Origin of the sequence: Bacillus cereus group sp. BfR-BA-01316 (assembly GCF_022664195.1) — a bacterium.
GTDB lineage: Bacteria > Bacillota > Bacilli > Bacillales > Bacillaceae_G > Bacillus_A.
Window position 1 is genome coordinate 1 of sequence record NZ_JAKUGX010000025.1, and the last position, 17968, is coordinate 17968.

The following is a 17968-nucleotide window of genomic DNA, read 5'->3' on the forward strand; positions in this document are numbered from 1 at the left end:
TGAAAATTCTGTTTTGCGTATGATATACTACAACTAATAAGAAGGAAAAGAATATTGCAAACAGAGGGGGATAATCATGAGTTTACTTATCGCACTTATACTAGGAGTTTCATGCGGAGCTATTCCTGTTATTTTAGGAGCTATTATGGAAGAATTAGAAGTTGGTGTTTTAGGTTTTGTCGCTTCTTGTGTAAGCGCTTTATTTTTCGGTTTATATGGTGCTATTCCTATCGCTATTCTGTGCGCATTTTATATATTACGCCATGCTCGCGCAAAACAGCTCGGCCCTAATCACATTGCTCAAGTTATTCCATTCCCAATTGAACGATGCCGTCGCGCTTCGAGCCTATAATTATACAACTTAAATATTATGCCTGCCTAAATAAAAAGTCCTCAAATGAGGACTTTTTATTTATTTTCTTCTAGAAATTGAAACAATTCTTGCAAATGAAGTGCATCTTCACTATAGCTAACGGATACATGACATGTCCCTTCAATCTCAGCATGCATATAAAGGGCAATTCCATCCCGATCATATTTCAATGCCAAATAAAAATCCATTTCCTCTAACATCTTTTTCGAGGTTCGGATAACATAATGTCCTTTCTCATCTCGTCCATATTCGAACTTTGGCTCAAAATCATATTTTTGTTTAAAAGCCTCTTTTTGCTTATCATTAATCTGTACACAAGTTGCTCGCTGTACAGCATCAATCATCTCATCAAACTTTTGAAGATCCATCTCATTTACCCCCTTATATACTTTTTATATAATACTTGTGTCCCGCTATTCTCTTCTCCATCTTCGATTAACTCTTCATACAATTTCTTCGCTAAACTTAAACCTGGTACTGGTAATTGTAATTTTCCAGCCTCATCTAAAGCAATCTTCATATCCTTCATAAAATGCTTTACATAAAAACCAGGTTCAAAATCTCCCTTTAACATTCGAGGAGCTAAATTACTTAATGACCAGCTACCTGCTGCACCAGTTGAAATACTCTCTAATACTTTATCTGCATTAAGTCCGGCCTTTTTCGCATATGCTACCGCTTCACATACCCCTACCATGTTAGAAGCAATTGCAATTTGATTACACATTTTTGTATGCTGTCCACTCCCAGCTGGTCCTTGCAACTGGATATTTGTTCCTAGTTTTTCAAATAGAGGCAAGCATCTATCATATATTTCTTTCTCTCCACCTACCATAATTGCTAGTTTTGCTTCTTTAGCCCCAACATCTCCCCCAGATACAGGTGCATCTAGTGTATATATGTTCTTTCTTTTCGCAACTTCATTAATACGTTTTGCCAATGTTGGTGTAGATGTTGTAAAGTCAATTGCTATCGTACCTTCATTTCCATGTTCTAAAATTCCATCTATCCCGAAGTACACTTCTTCTACATCATGAGGATATCCAACCATCGTCATAACAACATCAACTTGCTTTACTAACGCCTTCGGTGTATTACACCAACTTGCACCCTCTTGTACTAAAGAATCCGCTTTTTCCTTCGTTCTGTTATATACATATACTTTATAACCGTTTTGCATTAAATGATGAACCATACTTTTTCCCATCACACCAATACCAATGAAACCAATTGATAAATTTTTACGTTCCATATTCTCATCCCCTTTGTTCTAATAAATCATTTACCATCTTTCGAAACTCTTTATTAAAATCATCATCCAAACTATTTTTCACATTTGAAAATAGTATAACAAATGTTCCTTTATCTTTATTAAAATTATTAAACGTATTCCAACCAGAGAGTACACCATGGTTGTGAAAATAATCTGGATATATGTAAAAACTAAATGCATATTTTCTTTCTTGTGAAGGTGTAAACATCACTTGTATACTTTGTTCTGATAGAAGCTTGCCATTTATTATCGCTTCGTCTAATTTTTTCATATCCCCAACTGTCGTATACATCTCACCACAACCATATAACCAGTCCATCTTTACTTCTTGTGCAGGTACAAGTACTTGATCTTTCTTCACATAACCCTTCGTGAAATTCGTGTCTCCAGGCACCATATTTCCCATACCTGATTCATGCATCTCTGCTTTTGTAAATATATTTTCTTTTATATAATCTCCTAAAGGCTTTTTCGTTATATTTTCTATAATATAAGCAAGCACCATATAATTATAATCCGTATACTTCCAACCTGATCCTGGTGGAAACTCTAATTTCTGACTTCCAATCCAATTTATTAAATGTATACGTGAAGCTACATTAACCTTCCCTTTTCCATTTTCCGGTAAACCTGATGTATGCGTTAATAGATGATATAAAGTGACATTTTTATCTGCTGGAAATGAAGGAATGTATTTATTTACATTGTCTTGAATATTTAACTTCCCTTGTTCTTGTAACTGTAAAATAGATGTAGCAACAACTGTTTTCGTAATAGAACCGATACGATATTTTGTTTGAGGCGTATTTTCTATTTTATTTTGAACGTCAGCATATCCATACCCTTTATTCAATATAACATGTTCTTTATCTGTCACCAAAACTGTCCCATTAAATTGCTTTCCTATTAAATATTGATCTAACTTTTGAGATATACTAGCATAATCAATTTGTTGTTCTTCTTTTTCTTCTATATTATCCTGTACTTCTGACTCAATAGCGGGCGTTACCTTTGTTGTTAATACTGTTTGCTCCTTTAGATTGGGACTATAGAGAAAATAGTATACTCCTCCGCAAACAACAGCAGACAGTGAAGCCATAGTCATTATTTTTTTTATCATGTTGTTCCTCCGTAATTACTTCATTTAAAATGGACCCCACATTCTATTATCGGGTAATAAAAAAAAATCGCAACATTTTGTTGCGAAAAATCACATTTTTTCTTTTCTATATATACATACTTGATTTTTCCCATTTTTTTTCGCTTCATATAATGCAATATCCGCTCTTTGCATTAACTCTTCTCTTGTAATTCCTTGCTCATATAACGCAACTCCAAAACTTGCTGTTAATTTCGAAATTCCAGAGAAATGCTTTGTTTCAATGAAAAATCGCAATGATTCCGCAACTTGAAACGCTTCTTTTTCTACCGTATTTGTCACTAATATTATAAATTCCTCTCCTCCCCATCTTGCAAATACATGTTGATCTTCAACTTTAGATTTCATAAGATCTGCAAGTTGTATTAATGCTAAATCGCCAAAATCATGACCATATGTGTCATTTACTGATTTAAAATTATCTATATCAAACAAAATAAGTGCAACTTTTTCATCATTACGCAATACATTCTCCCACTCTGTCTCCAATATTTGTTGGAATTTCAAGCGATTATATATTTCTGTCAATGAGTCTATCATAGCCAGTCTTTCTTGCTCTTGATAGATTTCATCTAATTCTGTAATCTCTGTGCACTTTACTATAAATCGTGATAAGTCTTCTGGTAATGGTGTCGCACGTAATAAAAAGGTATACGCTTCTCCTTCATAATTGTACATCTTAATTCTTCTTCCATTTGATAAAGTATCATCCAGCCATGTTATATCGTGAGTCGTCGAATAATAGCCATTCTCTCTAATAAGATGTTCTGCAAATACTAAATGCTGTTCACGATATTCAAATAAATTTTCATACCCGAAAAATTCCAAGAAATTTGTATTACAATCAACAATCTCATCATCTTCTACTATAAATAATAAATCATTTTGAAAATCAAACATCGTTTGAAGTAATTCTTGTTGTAAACTTACTTGCCGCACTAAAGAAAGCTGATATAAACTCTTATTCACTTCCTCTAGTACCACTTGTGGGGTTACTGGCGCTATAACAATATTACGTATTCCTAACATAAGTAAATCTGCAAACTCATTGTTTATCTGTTGATCCCAAATGATAATGAATGTACTCCGTGAATCATATATATTCTTTATATATTTTATTTGAGTAACATCTGTTACATACATAATTACAATATGCGGTCTAGTTCTATGAAACAATATTTCTCCTTCTTCAAAACTATTTGCTATAAACATACATTTTGGATGGACATTTTCTATCGTTTGTTGATGTGTACATCCATCTTCTATATAAAGGACATTCAACTGAAGATCTTGTAATACATTTTGGAAAACAGTATTCTCTAATAAAAAATGTAGTATGTTCATCACTAGTCTTCACTCACTTCATATATCTTGTTTTGCTGAATTCCTCACAATCATTTTATAAAAGATTGTACTCAAAAAAATCCGATTAGTGAGGGATACATATTAACAAGCTAATTGAGAATGTTATCTTCGCTTATCTACTCTAGAAATTCCTTTTTTAGTGTATGATTATATGAATTGTATCGTTTGTATGAATGCCCTCCTTATTACTTAAAACTTGACAATTAAAATAAAGTTATTATATTCTTAAATTCAATAACTTACAAAATGTAAGTAGAATATATTACATGTATTTTAAATTAAGCTGATATGTAATTTGGAGGATATATAATGACAAACAGTGACTTTTTTAACGTTTTATATGAACGCACATCTACACGTGCATTCAACCCTGAAAAAGAAATTTCCAGTGCAGAATTACACGAAATTTTAAAAGCAGCTGTTCAAGCACCTTCTGCTTGGAACTTGCAACATTGGAAATTCTTTGTTTTCCAAGGCGAAGACGTACAAAAACGATTACACCCAATTGCTTATAACCAACAACAAATTCTTGATGCTTCTGCCGTAGTCGCTATTTTAGGTGATTTAGAAGCATATAAAAATGTTGAACCTGTTTACGGTCCAATTGTAGAACAAGGATTTATGAAAGAAGAAGCAAAAGAGCGCTTAGCTAAAAACATTGAATCTGCATATACTCGTGAGCAATACCCACGAGATGCTGCCTTTTCAAATGCTGCTTTAGCAGCAATGCAACTTATGCTTGCTGCTAAAGCAACTGGCTGGGATACTTGCGCAATTGGTGGTTTCAACCCACAAGCACTAATGGAAGAATTTAATGTTTCATCTCGTTACGTGCCAATTATGCTTATTACAATTGGTGAATCAACTTTAAAAGGTCACCCTGCACCGCGCATGAGCGTAGAACAAGTGAGCGAATGGGCGAAATAATAAAAAAACGAAGGTAATTTCATTACCTTCGTTTTTTTATACTCTGTCACACATCCGTAATATTAAAATGTATTATTCGACATCTACACATAGAGAAATCGTAATTTTCATGCTATCCCTATAAACAAATATGGCGTTTTGTGTCGAATTTTGTTAAAGTATCGAAATATAACCGTGTATTTTTGTTACAATTGTGATACAATGATAACAAATAGATAACAAGAGAGGGATTTTCATTGAGTTCATACGGAAGCTTTATCGCACTTTTAAGTTACATAGTAACTGTACTGCTGCTATATTTTATTGGCGATGCTGCAAACATATCAGTGTTACAATTCCCTAAAGAAGAAGCGTTACAATTAGAAGCAGAAAAACATACTGCACGATCCATTGCACCACTACTCTTAGCTCTTCCTGTATATATCATCGTTTTATATAAAAGTAAAAAAGTGTAAAGGCTACCTATTTCATTCATTTCGGTGGTCTTTACATTTTTTTGTGATATTTCCCCTATTTTAAACATCATTCCATACTAAATACCCATCTAGTCATTTAAAATGAGAAAATACCCTAGAAAAATTTCCATTATCTGTCCAGTCACCGACTGCCGAACTTACATAGATTATAAGTGTGAAGGGGGTGATGAGGATTATGTTTGGAACTTTTGGATGTCGAGATGATTTTAGAGAGTGTCATAATCGTGAAAGAGAAGAAGTTAGAGAGCAACGACCTGCTGTATGTAACGTCCTTAGAAACATTTCAGTTGGAACAGAAATTTCTTTCTTAAAGATTAGAGGAAATGGAACTTTTCACAATGTTGTATTTGAGGGATTTGCTAACGGCGTTGCTTTAGCAATGCAACAAGGTCAAGGTCAAGGTCAAGGTCAAGGTGGAAAAGATAATCAAGGAAATAGAGATACTTTTACAGGTATTTTACGTGTTTGCCCAACTGATGTCATTGCGATCGCTATCTAACTCTTCTTTTAATCCTCTATAAAATAAAGGTAGAACAATGATTTACTTTTCTCATAGAAAAAACCTGAGACCGATTTCAAATCGACTCAGGTTTTTTTATTATTATATGCTTTTAACTAGTTCAACAACTTCTTCAGCAGTTGACATCATTAATGCCTTTTCTGCTAAAGTTTCCATTTCTGCTTTTGACAACTTACTTAGTTGTGTTCTTGCAGGAAGAATAGATGTTGCACTCATACTGAACTCATCTAAACCTAAGCCTAATAATAATGGGATAGCAAGTGAATCTCCCGCCATCTCACCACACATACCAGCCCACTTGCCTTCTTTATGAGCAGCATCGATAACCATTTTTACAAGACGTAAAATAGATGGGTTATATGGTTGGTATAAGTAAGCTACACGTTCGTTCATACGGTCTGCAGCCATTGTGTATTGGATTAAGTCATTTGTTCCGATAGAGAAGAAATCAACCTCTTTTGCGAACTGATCTGCTAATACTGCTGAAGCTGGAATTTCAACCATCATACCAATTTCAATAGAATCAGAAACAGTTGTACCCGCTTGAACAAGTCTTTCTTTCTCTTCTAATAAGATTGCTTTCGCTTGACGGAACTCATCAAGAGTTGCAATCATTGGGAACATAATTTTTAAGTTACCGTATACGCTAGCACGAAGTAATGCACGAAGTTGTGTACGGAACACATCTTGCTCATCAAGACATAAGCGAATTGCACGGTATCCTAAGAATGGGTTCATTTCTTTTGGTAAATGTAAGTATGGAAGCTCTTTATCTCCACCGATGTCAAGTGTACGAACAACGACTGGTTGATCTTCTTTTACACCTTCAAGAACTGCTTTATACGCTTCGAACTGCTCTTCTTCTGTTGGAAGATTGTCACGGCCCATGTATAAGAATTCTGTACGGTATAAACCAACGCCTTCTCCGCCATTATCGATAATACCTTGTACATCATTTGGTGTTCCGATATTAGCAACAAGCTCAACGTGATGTCCATCACTTGTTACAGTTGCTTGATCTTTTAATTTTGCCCATACAGCTTTTTGCTCTTCAAATTTCGCTTTCTTTTCTTCAAAAGAACGAAGAGTTTCTTCAGATGGGTTTACAATTACTTCTCCATCTAAACCGTCAATGATTACGATATCGCCGTTTTGGATTTTCTCCATAACAACTTTCGTACCAACAACAGCTGGAATTTCCATAGAACGAGCCATAATTGCAGAGTGAGATGTACGTCCACCGATATCAGTTGTGAAACCTTTTGCATACTTACGGTTTAACTGAGCTGTATCAGATGGTGTTAAATCTTCAGCAATGATGATTACTTCTTCAGAAATTGTACCAGGGTTTGAGAAGTTAATTCCTAGTAAATGTGCAAGAACACGTTTTGTTACGTCGCGAATATCCGCAGCACGTTCTTTCATATATTCGTTATCCATGTTTTCAAACATAGAAATAAACATTGATGCAACTTCATCCATTGCAAATTCAGCATTTACTTTTTCGCTATTTACTTTATCTTTTACTGGATTTACTAATTCTGGATCATTTAATACTAATAAATGTGCTTCAAAGATAGCAGCTTTATCAGCACCTAGCTCAGCAAAAGCGTGGTCCTTAATAGCTTCTAGTTCAGATTTTGCTTTCTCAAGCGCAGCGTCTAAGCGTGCAATTTCAGCAGCTTCGTTTGTAATTGATTTCTTTTCAATGTTAAATTCAGGATTCTCAAGTCTGAAAGCCTTTGCAATAGCAATCCCACTTGATGCAGCGATCCCTTGGATGTTAAGAGTCATTATTCTCCTAATCCTTCGTTTTTCATAGTTTCTTCGATAGCTGCTAGTGCTTGAGCTGCATCATCACCATTTGCAGTGACCTTAATTTCCGCGCCTTGTTGAATTCCTAAAGACATAACACCCATGATTGATTTTAAGTTAACGTTTTTCCCGTTATACTCTAAGTTAATGTCAGAACCGAATTTGCTTGCAGTGTTTACAAGTAGAGTTGCTGGACGAGCATGAATTCCTGAGTCGCTAGTTACTTTAAAGATTTTTTCCATGATAATTTATCTCCTTTAAATACAGTATTTTTTTAGTTGTATAGACGTGAGTACTACATCATCTATTGTATATAATAGGCGATGTTCGGTCAACCACATCGCCTATTATAATTATAAACATTTTGCGTCAAATTCCTACTGAATGTCAATAATAGCGTTTTCGCCCTTCTTAACATTTCCATCTTTTTTCAATTCGACTTGTTGCCCTTGTTGTAAATTCGTAAAGACGATTGGTGTAATAATAGATGGTGCATTTTCTTTTACAAATGCAAGATCTACTTTTAATAATGGTTGTCCTTGCTTCACTTTATCACCTTGTGCTACAAGCGCTTCAAAGCCTTCACCATTTAATTTTACAGTATCAATACCGAAGTGGATTAAAATTTCTTTTCCTCCTTCAGACTGAATACCAATCGCATGTTTTGTAGGGAATACATTTACAATCTCACCATTAACCGGAGAAACTACTGTTCCTTCTGTTGGCTCAATCGCAAATCCATCTCCCATCATTTTCCCTGAGAATACTTGGTCAGGTACTTCTGTAATCGGTAAGATTTTCCCTTCAATTGGTGAAACGATTGTTTCATTTCCATCAACCTGTTGAGGAGCTTCTTCCGCTTTTACAGGCTCTTCTTTTTCAACATGAGGTGTACGACCTGACATAATATCATGAATTTGTGATTTTAATGTGTCAGATTTCGGTCCGAAAATAGCTTGAATGTTATTTCCAACTTCAAGTACACCAGCTGCTCCAAGCTCTTTTAAGCGGTCTTTATTTACATTTTTTTGTTCGTTAACTTGAACGCGTAAACGAGTAATACAAGCATCTAATGAAGCAATGTTTTCTTTACCACCAAGTGCTACTAATACTTCACGTGGAAGTTCTCCTGCTTCTGTTTTCCCTGCGCCTTCATTAGCATTCGCTACTTCACGACCAGGTGTTTTTAAGTTCCATTTACGGATTGCGAAACGGAATCCGAAGTAGTAAATAACTGCTAGTACAAGACCAACAATAATTACCCACCACCATGCCGTACGACCTGGTAGTACACCAAATAATATGAAGTCAATTAAACCACCAGAGAATGTCATACCAATTTTAACACCTAAAATTTGCATTGTCATAAATGATAGACCAGCGAATACTGCATGGATTCCAAATAATACTGGTGCTACGAATAAGAATGAAAATTCAAGCGGTTCTGTAATACCTGTTAAGAAAGATGTTAATGCAGCAGATCCTAAAATCCCAGCTGCTAATTTTTTATTTTCTGGACGTGCTTCATGGTACATTGCTAAAGCTGCTGCTGGAAGACCGAACATCATGAACGGATACTTACCAGTTGTAAATGTACCAGCTGTTAATTCTACGCCGTCTTTTAACTGTGCCATAAAGATTTTTTGGTCACCACGGATTAATTCGCCAGCTGCATTTGTATACTGACCGAATTCGAACCAGAACGGTGAATAGAAAATATGATGTAATCCAAATGGAATTAATGAACGTTCGATTAAACCGAATATAAATGCTGCTATCGTTCTATTTGCATCAATCATTTGATGTGAGAACGTATTTAAGCCACCCTGAATGTATGGCCAAACGAAGCACATGATAATACCTACTACTAAAGAGAATGTTGCAGTTGCGATCGGTACGAAACGCTTACCTGCAAAGAAACCTAAGTATGATGGTAATTCAATGTTGAAGTATTTATTATAGCAATATGCCGCTACTATCCCGACGATAATACCACCAAACACTCCTGTTTGCAGCGTTGGGATTCCTAATACGTTTGCATATGCTGGATCTGAAAATCCAATTTTCACTGGATCTGTTCCAGTGCTTGTTACTTTCACTAGTTTATCTACTTCTAAGAACACACTCATCGTTTTGTTCATAATTAAGTAGCCGACGAACGCTGCTAAACCAGCTACTCCGTCTCCACCAGCTAAACCGATTGCTACCCCAACTGCGAATAATAGCGCAAGGTTAGCGAAAATAATATCACCCGATTGTTCCATAATTTTTGCAACCATTACGAACCAATCTGCTTTTAAAGCAGGGATAACATTTGTTAGTTGTGGATTTTGAAATGCATTACCAAATCCAAGTAAAATACCTGCTGCCGGTAAAATCGCTACTGGAAGCATAAGCGCTTTTCCGACTTTTTGAAGAACACCAAAGATCTTCTTAAACATGGAAACCCTTCCTCTCTTATCTATATTGATACTTTTCGACAAACGCCAAAAAGGCATGAGGAAAAAAAAGATAGAACGATAGCTATACAAAGGGTAGTATGTCCCTTTCTTTAGCTTACATTCCCAACTTTTCTCCACTCATGCCTGATCGAATCAGTAACACGTGTCAAAAATAGGATTACGTATAAGTTCACTATAATTAAAGCAAACGTTTTCGTTATTTACCTTAATGTGTTTGTCGAATTTTGTATAACTTTGCAATAGTTATTATACATAACTATTGTAAGCGATTCAATCATTTTTTTTAACGTTTTCATTTTAGACAAAAATATATGTCTTTTTACACATGTTCTGCTTTCACTAATCGTTGTAAATGCATCGTTAAATAAATACTCTCCGCTTCATAAACAGGAAGTTGTAATTCTTTCTGCATTACTTTGACTAGCTTCCATGCCAAATTGTAACAAACTGGATATTCTAATTTTAATAAATCAGCAAAACTTTGTGCTTCTTCTACTTTTTCTCCTTTTTTCACCCGTTCAATAGCATATTGCAAATGACGAATAAGGCGTAAATAATGAATGCTTTCTTGGTCTAATGTAATTTGTAGGTTTATCTCAATTAAAGACACAAGTTGTGCAATAAGACGGGAATTTTGATTAACAGAAGATAAATCAGAGTTTGTAAGCGAGCTGTAAATATGGAGTGCGATAAAGCCTACTTCTCCTTCTGGCAATATAATTTGCAAACGAGAATTTAAAAGTTGCACAACTCCTTCAGCAATTTCATATTCCTCTGGATATAGCATTTTCGTTTCAACTAAAAAAGGATTATCTATTGTAAGTCCTTGTTTCAGTCTTTTAATTGCAAAAGAAATATGATCTGTTAAAGCGATATGAATATGTTCATTTAATGGAGACTCCGCTTTTTCTTGAATGTATAACATAATATCATTCATCAATTCAATTAGCTTTTCACTCACATGTGGCACTAAAAGTTTGTATTGTTCTCGATCACGTTCATTTTTTAAAACAAACATTTTCTCAATTTGTTCTTGCTCCAACACATCTTCAGCCTTTTTTCCAAATCCAATTCCTTTACCGATCACTACTACTTCCTCGTGTTCAGGATGGCTAGCAATGATGACATTATTATTTAAAACTTTTTTAATTTCTAGATAATTACTCATATAACACCACCCTCGTACTTAAATAGCCTACTTTTATGTTACAGAACATTCTTCTTTGTCGTCAATGTAAAACATCTACCATTTGATAAAAATTCATTTTTTAGACATGTTTATATATGATGCGTATAATGTAAGAGCGACTGTACATAGAAAGGAGATAGCAACATGATTAAAATGTTTGTAAGTGATATTGACGGTACAATGATGCAACATGGAGGTCTAATTGATGAACAAGATATTGTAGCACTTCGCAGTCTTGCTGAGCAAAATGTTATTCTTTGTTTCGCTTCCGGGCGACTTGATAATGAAATCGCAGACTTAATGAAGGCTGTAAATACAAATTTCCATCGCATTAGTGTGAACGGTGTTTTCGTATATACACAAGAAAATAAACAACTATTATCTGCAACATTCGATTCCAGTATTCTACCTGATTTGTTAGCAATGACAAATGAAGACCCTTATTTCCGTTATGTAAGTGATGAGCATAATTACTATATTGAAGAAAAGACACCTTTTATTCATGAACTCGAAAAACAAATAACAATGACTTCTGTTGAAGAACCAAATTTATTACAGAAAATCGATGATACAATTTTTCCAAATAAAATTTCTATCGGTGGAACAAAGGAAAACTTACAACTCCTTCAAAAAAAGATTGATGAAAAATTCCGTGGAAAAGTTAGTACTTTCATTTCAGCTGAACAATGTTTAGATGTAATGCCACCAAATATTAGTAAAGGTTCTGCTATTTCTGTTTTATTACAAGAGTTTCAAATACAACCAGAGGAGGTTGCGTGCATAGGGGATTCTTACAATGATATTCCAATGTTTTCTTTAACTCCGCATAGTTTTGCTATGTCTCAAGCTGATGACGCGGTAAAAGAGCACGCTCACTATGTAGTAGATGCTGTCAAAGATGCCGTTAACCAAGTACTTGTTTATAATGAAGAAGCAAATAAAAACACGACTCGATCCTTATAAGGATGAGTCGTATTTTTATTTCTTTACATGTTGAAAACATCAAAGTTCACTGTACTTCACAAACTGAAATATATTACTTGTTACGTGCGATGTTCGTAATAAACTTGTAACGATCCCCACGATAAATACATTTCACATACTCTAACGGTAACTCACCTTCTGAATATGACCATTGACGCATTACAAGTACAGGCGCCTTTTTAGGAATATGCAGATGTTCAGCTTCATTATCCGTTGCAATTGAAGCTTCAATTGATTGAGTAGCGCGAACAAGCTTAAAGCCCAGTTTTTTCTCTAAATGTTCATATAAAGATTGTTGCAATATTTCTTCGTTAATATCTTTCACAAGAGTTGGCGACAAATATGTCGTCTCAAATGCAATCGGTTCGTCATCAGCTAAGCGCGTACGCCTCACTTCATAAACCGATTCTCCCTCTTGTATTCTCAGCCGGTCTGCTATTTTAGCAGTAGCTGGAACTAGGCGGAAACTTAATAACTGGCTGCTCGGTTTCATACCACGAGAAATCATATCTTCTGTGAATCCCGTCATTCCTTGCAACTTTTGCTCCACTTTCGGAAGTTGGACGAACGTTCCAATCCCACGTTTCCGGTATAAATAACCTTGTTCCACTAAGTTATTAATCGCCTGTCTGATTGTCATACGACTCACTTCGAACTTATCACAAAGTTCATTCTCAGATGGAATTTTATCTCCCGGCTTCCATTCGCCTTCCTCAATTAGCTGTTTCACCCACTCTTGAATCTGATAATAGATCGGAAATGGTGAATACTTGTCGATGTTCATCAGCAATCGCCTCACTGCATAAAGATAGAGCTTCTGGATCTGCGATTACGGTTACATTCGGATGACGTTGTAAAACTGTCGCAGGACACGCCTCACTATATTCACCTTGCAATAATTCTTTAATAGCTTCTGCCTTTTTAGATCCCATAGCAACAAGTAGAATTTGTTTCGCTTTCATAATACTTCCAATTCCCATTGTAATCGCATGAGTTGGCACATCTTCTTCATTTTCAAAGAAGCGAAGGTTTGCTTGGCGCGTAGATTCTGTTAATTCTACAATGTTAGTTGGAGAATTAAATGGTGTTCCTGGCTCATTAAATCCGATGTGACCGTTTTCACCGATTCCAAGAATCTGTAAGTCAACTGGGTTAGCTACTAGAATGCCTTCATAACGCTTGCACTCTTCCTCTAAATCACTTGCCATCCCATTCGGTACATAAGTTTGTTTAAATGGAAGATGATCAAACAACTGTTCTTGCATGAAATAGTGATAGCTGTTTTTATCTTCGTGTGGTAAATTTACGTACTCATCTAAGTTTACAGTGGTTGCATGACTTGTATCAAGTTTATTTTTTCGCATTTCTGCATAAATACCTAATGGAGAGCTTCCTGTAGCCATTCCTAAAGTTGGATTTTCTTTTGATTTTACAACCTCTTTAATTAACTTATAACCTGCTTCTGCTAATTCTTCTGGAGTTTTTACAACAAGAATATTCATCTAATTACTTCCCTTCCTTCATATGAATTCCTAAACGAACCGTATCATATACATGTAATTCTTCAGTCATAACAACAAAGTCTGCATCTTTGCCTGCCGCTAACGCGCCTTTATTATTTAATCCAAACTCTTCTGCTTGGTTAACTGATGTCATTAACACTGCCTCCTCGATTGAGCATCCTGTAAATTCAATTACATTTCGGAAAGCTTGATCCATTTTCAAAATACTACCAGCTAACGTTCCATCTTCTAATCGGGCACTGCCATCTTTTACATGTACTGGCTGTCCGCCAAGCTCATATAATCCTTCTTCAAGACCTTTTGCACGCATTGCATCTGTAATGACACTTACTTTTTTCGGTCCTTTTAATTTATATGCTAATTTCACCATATCAGGGTGAATGTGAATACCATCTGTAATTACTTCAACCATTACATCTGGATTTAATAACACATGACCAACAACTCCTGGTTCACGATGATGTAATCCACGCATTTGATTGTATAAATGTGTTGCATGTGTAATTTTTCTATTTTTCAGTTGTGCATCAATCGCATCTGTATGCCCCATTGTGCCAACAACACCTGTTTCAGCAAGATACTGTTCAAACTCTAACGCACCTTCTTCTTCCGGTGCATATGTTACTAATTTAATTAGATTACCGCTTGCTTCCTGCCATTGTTTAAATTGCTCGATACTCGCAGGAACAATATGTTCAAGTGGTTGTGCACCCGCACGTTTTTTTGAAACATATGGTCCTTCTAAGTGAATATATTCGAAATGTGCTCCTTTATCTTTCGCTTTCTTCGCAGCACTTAGCGCCGCTTCAATCGCTTCTGGAGCTTGTGTCATTGTTGTTGGGAAGTAAGTTGTAACTCCTTCTTTTAACATTTTTTTACCAAGAGTTACTAATCCATCGCTATTTGCATCCATCGCATCAATATCGTATCCACCATGAATATGAACATCAATCATACCTGGAATCACAATCTTTCCTGCCGCATCTAACACAGTTTCATTTTCTTGTGATACATATTGAGCCATCAAACCAATTTCTTTAACTGTTTCTGCGTAACGAATAAATCCGTTTTCCACTACTTCTTTACCTGTATAAATTTTGGCATTGATGACAACTTGCGTTTTCATTTTCATCGATCCTTTCCCATGAAATACCTACTTATTATTATTACCTTATTCGCCTAATTCCATCTTAATATACACACAAGTAGTTGTCTATACATTCTAATGAAATTTCCTCTTCGTTCAGCGAAAAAAGGAAATTGATTTCTTTTTCATTATAATATATATTATTCATTTTTTCCAAAATGGAAAATACCCTCTTATATAATTAGTTACTTAAGTAATGGCATAAGACCGCTAGCCCCCATAGTAATATGTTCACCATCTGTTTCTATTTCTACAGTACGCTTGTTTGTTCCGTATATCATTATACCACGCTGTTTTAATCGTCTTACTACACTTTGATGAGGATGCCCATACGGATTTCTACTCCCGTACGAAAGAATAGCGAATTGTGGATCTACTTTTTTTAAGAACGTTTCACTCGTTGAAGTATATGAGCCATGATGCCCAACTTTTAATACATCTGCATGTACATCAAATTGCTTTAATATTTCATTTTCCGTCCGTATATCAGCATCACCCATTAATAAAAAGTCAGCTTTACCATATCGGATTTTTAACACAATTGAGGACTCATTATTCTCGTCTTTCGATTTACCATTGTTCAATACTTGTATAGAAACATGTGGATCTAGCGGTATATATTGTCCTTCCTTCACTGAAATGAAAGGTATGCCCCTTTTTTTAATATTATTCCGATACGTATGATAAGTAAATGAACTATATGTTTTTCCACTATCTAATACGAGTGAAACCGGGATTTGTTCTATAATTGGAATAAGCCCCCCTATATGGTCCATATCAGGATGAGTACTTACAATCACATCTAAATGATTAATTCCTTTTTCAATTAGTTTTTGAATAATAACCTCTCCCGCTTCATAAGGACCTCCATCTATTAACATCGTTTGACCATTTGGCAATGTAATAAGTGTCGCATCACCTTGTCCAACTTTTAAAAAACTCACTTTCATTTTACCAAAATGTTGCCGCTGCATATGTATAGGAGACGTAGTATGAATAGACATCATATATCTTTTAGCCGATGCGCTGTTTAACGAAAAACATAATAAAACAGAAACCAACAATAGAATACTCCGTACACCTTTCATAACTCGTCTCCTTTTTTCATTTAGTATGGCACGCTCTGTAATTGATATACAAAAAAAGCTTAGCAAAATGCTAAGCTTTTATTTTGATAATTCCTGTAAAGAACCAAAGAATAAATCTGCTTCATTCATTTGTTCATTTTCTTCCGAAAGAGGTGGTAAATCATCTAATGTTTTCAATCCAAACGTATCTAAAAATTCTTTCGTCGTTCCGTATAAAATAGGGCGCCCTGGCCCTTCCGCTCTTCCCGTTTCTTTTATAAGTAAGTGTGAAACTAACGTTTGTAATGCCTTGTCTGTTTTCACTCCTCGAATCTCTTCCATTTCTGTCCTTGTGATCGGTTGACGGTACGCAACGATTGCCAACGTTTCAAGAGCTGCTTGAGACAGTGAAGCCGTTGTTGGGGTATTTATTAATTTTTGATAGTATGCAGCATGTTCTTTCTTTGTTGCAAAACGATACACTTTTGCATATTGTACAATTTGCAGCCCTCGATTCAATCCTTCACATTCTTTTTGCATTTCCTCTATACTGTTTATTACTTCTTCCACTTCAACTTCCAGAACCTTAGCTATCTGTTCCGGATAAATCCCTTCGTCACCTGCAACAAATAAAAGCCCTTCAATAATCGCTTTTTGTTCTTTTCTATCCATTTTACGAACTCCTTCCTCCTATTTTCCATAAAAATACACATAAAAAAACCGAATCACAGTAAATGCGTTCGGTTCAATATTTCTTCTCTCGTTCCAAACGATACATTAAAACCTAACATAAGATAAAATATTTCTATCCCATCTTCACTTGCTGGCTCTATACGGATTTATTAGAGCTTAACACGAAAATTTCATCAAAATTATGTTCTTGCTCAATTATGATTTGTTGATTTTTCATTAGCTCAAGAACCGCTAAAAATGTTACAACCATTATTTCGCGTTCTTCATCAGCAAACAAATCATAAAAGCTTTGACGACCGCCTTTTACTTCTAACTGTTGTAGAATATCAGTCATTCGCTGTGCAATTGGTATTTCTTGGCGAGTAATTCGCGTTGTTACGGGGGTCTTTGCTTTTTTACGACGCATTAGCTTTTGAAATGCCGCTAACATATCATATAACGTAACATCAAGAGGTAAGCTTGTCTCCTCTTCTTGTTGAAATGATGTAAAATCAATTGGCGGACGTGTATATAGCTGTGCTCTTTCTTGTTCTCTTTCTTTTAACTCAGTAGCAACTTGCTTATATTTCTTATATTCAATTAACCTCTCCATCAATTCTTGACGAGGGTCATCTATAAAGTCTTCACCGTTATCAGGTACATCTTCTTCTTGTTTCGGTAACAACATTTTACTTTTAATTTGTAATAACGTTGCAGCCATTACTAAATACTCACTGGCAACATCTAATTGTAATTCTTTCATCGTATGGACATAAGATAGATATTGCTCTGTAATTTCCGCTACAGGAATATTATATATATCAATTTCGTAACGATGTATTAAGTGTAACAATAGATCTAAAGGCCCTTCAAAAGCCTCTACTTTAAAATTATACTGCACAAAGCATCCCACCACATTTTTTCTATAACAACATAAGTATAGAGCATACTCATGTTCTATCCAACCTTTTTAAGAAATTTAATTAAAAATAGACCTATGCCCATGTCATAATGCC

19 protein-coding genes are annotated in these 17968 nt (G+C 35.2%); 5 read left to right on the forward strand and 14 right to left on the reverse strand.

Translation table 11 applies throughout. From position 1 onward, the window contains the following. Positions 1 to 76: 76 nt before the first annotated feature. Positions 77 to 352 carry a hypothetical protein gene (locus MR071_RS17750; protein WP_242237291.1) on the forward strand — a complete coding sequence of 92 codons (276 nt, stop codon included), beginning with the start codon at positions 77 to 79 and terminating at the stop codon, positions 350 to 352. A gap of 56 nt (positions 353 to 408) precedes the next feature. Here the strand turns inward: MR071_RS17750 and MR071_RS17755 are convergent, their stop codons facing one another. The 4 genes from MR071_RS17755 to MR071_RS17770 form a co-directional block, all read right to left on the reverse strand. Next, the gene (locus MR071_RS17755) at positions 409 to 741 is read right to left on the reverse strand and encodes a DUF3909 family protein (protein WP_105584652.1); all 333 of its coding nucleotides are present in this window, start codon (positions 739 to 741) and stop codon (positions 409 to 411) included. 5 nt (positions 742 to 746) lie between these two features. Next, positions 747 to 1625 (reverse strand): NAD(P)-dependent oxidoreductase, encoded by an 879-nt coding sequence (locus MR071_RS17760; protein ID WP_105584651.1) that lies wholly within the window; start codon positions 1623 to 1625, stop codon positions 747 to 749. Between the two features lie 4 nt (positions 1626 to 1629). Further along, positions 1630 to 2766 carry a serine hydrolase gene (locus MR071_RS17765; RefSeq protein ID WP_105584650.1) on the reverse strand — a complete coding sequence of 379 codons (1137 nt, stop codon included), beginning with the start codon at positions 2764 to 2766 and terminating at the stop codon, positions 1630 to 1632. Between the two features lie 90 nt (positions 2767 to 2856). Next, positions 2857 to 4149, reverse strand: coding sequence for a sensor domain-containing diguanylate cyclase (locus tag MR071_RS17770; RefSeq protein WP_142395761.1), 1293 nt, complete (start codon positions 4147 to 4149; stop codon positions 2857 to 2859). Positions 4150 to 4479: 330 nt separating this feature from the next. Between MR071_RS17770 and MR071_RS17775 the strand changes: the two genes are divergently transcribed. The 3 genes from MR071_RS17775 (at position 4480) to MR071_RS17785 (ending at position 6072) form a co-directional block, all read left to right on the forward strand. Continuing rightward, positions 4480 to 5097: a nitroreductase family protein gene (locus MR071_RS17775; protein ID WP_242237293.1), complete on the forward strand. Its 618-nt coding sequence runs from the start codon at positions 4480 to 4482 to the stop codon at positions 5095 to 5097. Positions 5098 to 5333: 236 nt separating this feature from the next. Next, positions 5334 to 5552 carry a hypothetical protein gene (locus MR071_RS17780; protein ID WP_002088422.1) on the forward strand — a complete coding sequence of 73 codons (219 nt, stop codon included), beginning with the start codon at positions 5334 to 5336 and terminating at the stop codon, positions 5550 to 5552. Positions 5553 to 5748: 196 nt separating this feature from the next. Then, positions 5749 to 6072: a DUF3915 family protein gene (locus MR071_RS17785; protein WP_242237295.1), complete on the forward strand. Its 324-nt coding sequence runs from the start codon at positions 5749 to 5751 to the stop codon at positions 6070 to 6072. Positions 6073 to 6174: 102 nt separating this feature from the next. Here MR071_RS17785 and ptsP read toward each other — a convergent pair whose 3' ends face one another. The 4 genes from ptsP to glcT all read right to left on the reverse strand — a co-directional run bounded on the left by ptsP (position 6175) and on the right by glcT (position 11538). Continuing rightward, positions 6175 to 7887: a phosphoenolpyruvate--protein phosphotransferase gene (ptsP, locus tag MR071_RS17790; RefSeq protein ID WP_105584646.1), complete on the reverse strand. Its 1713-nt coding sequence runs from the start codon at positions 7885 to 7887 to the stop codon at positions 6175 to 6177. Then, positions 7887 to 8150, reverse strand: coding sequence for a phosphocarrier protein HPr (ptsH, locus tag MR071_RS17795; RefSeq protein WP_002033915.1), 264 nt, complete (start codon positions 8148 to 8150; stop codon positions 7887 to 7889). Before ptsH ends, ptsP begins: the two co-directional genes overlap by 1 nt. A 135-nt stretch (positions 8151 to 8285) precedes the next feature. Then, positions 8286 to 10349, reverse strand: coding sequence for a PTS glucose transporter subunit IIABC (gene ptsG, locus MR071_RS17800; RefSeq protein WP_105584645.1), 2064 nt, complete (start codon positions 10347 to 10349; stop codon positions 8286 to 8288). Positions 10350 to 10689: 340 nt separating this feature from the next. Next, positions 10690 to 11538: a glucose PTS transporter transcription antiterminator GlcT gene (gene glcT / locus MR071_RS17805; protein WP_105584644.1), complete on the reverse strand. Its 849-nt coding sequence runs from the start codon at positions 11536 to 11538 to the stop codon at positions 10690 to 10692. A gap of 165 nt (positions 11539 to 11703) precedes the next feature. On the opposite strand from glcT, the gene MR071_RS17810 reads away from it, so the two are divergent. Further along, complete coding sequence (locus MR071_RS17810; protein ID WP_105584643.1) at positions 11704 to 12522, forward strand: HAD family hydrolase; 819 nt, start codon at positions 11704 to 11706, stop codon at positions 12520 to 12522. Between the two features lie 73 nt (positions 12523 to 12595). On the opposite strand, the gene phnF is transcribed toward MR071_RS17810, so the two are convergent. From phnF to MR071_RS17840, 6 genes are all read right to left on the reverse strand, one after another. Continuing rightward, complete coding sequence (gene phnF / locus MR071_RS17815; RefSeq protein ID WP_078172874.1) at positions 12596 to 13327, reverse strand: phosphonate metabolism transcriptional regulator PhnF; 732 nt, start codon at positions 13325 to 13327, stop codon at positions 12596 to 12598. Beyond that, on the reverse strand, positions 13257 to 14045 hold the full coding sequence (nagB, locus tag MR071_RS17820; protein WP_002033913.1) for a glucosamine-6-phosphate deaminase: 789 nt from the start codon (positions 14043 to 14045) through the stop codon (positions 13257 to 13259). The genes phnF and nagB overlap by 71 nt, the downstream gene beginning before the upstream one ends. Positions 14046 to 14049: 4 nt before the next feature. After that, the gene (nagA, locus tag MR071_RS17825) at positions 14050 to 15192 is read right to left on the reverse strand and encodes an N-acetylglucosamine-6-phosphate deacetylase (RefSeq protein ID WP_242237349.1); all 1143 of its coding nucleotides are present in this window, start codon (positions 15190 to 15192) and stop codon (positions 14050 to 14052) included. A 206-nt stretch (positions 15193 to 15398) separates the two neighbouring features. Further along, on the reverse strand, positions 15399 to 16301 hold the full coding sequence (locus tag MR071_RS17830; RefSeq protein ID WP_105584642.1) for a ComEC/Rec2 family competence protein: 903 nt from the start codon (positions 16299 to 16301) through the stop codon (positions 15399 to 15401). A 78-nt stretch (positions 16302 to 16379) separates the two neighbouring features. Continuing rightward, complete coding sequence (gene scpB / locus MR071_RS17835; protein WP_242237298.1) at positions 16380 to 16952, reverse strand: SMC-Scp complex subunit ScpB; 573 nt, start codon at positions 16950 to 16952, stop codon at positions 16380 to 16382. Between the two features lie 157 nt (positions 16953 to 17109). Further along, on the reverse strand, positions 17110 to 17853 hold the full coding sequence (locus tag MR071_RS17840; RefSeq protein WP_002088436.1) for a segregation/condensation protein A: 744 nt from the start codon (positions 17851 to 17853) through the stop codon (positions 17110 to 17112). Positions 17854 to 17968 lie beyond the last annotated feature (115 nt).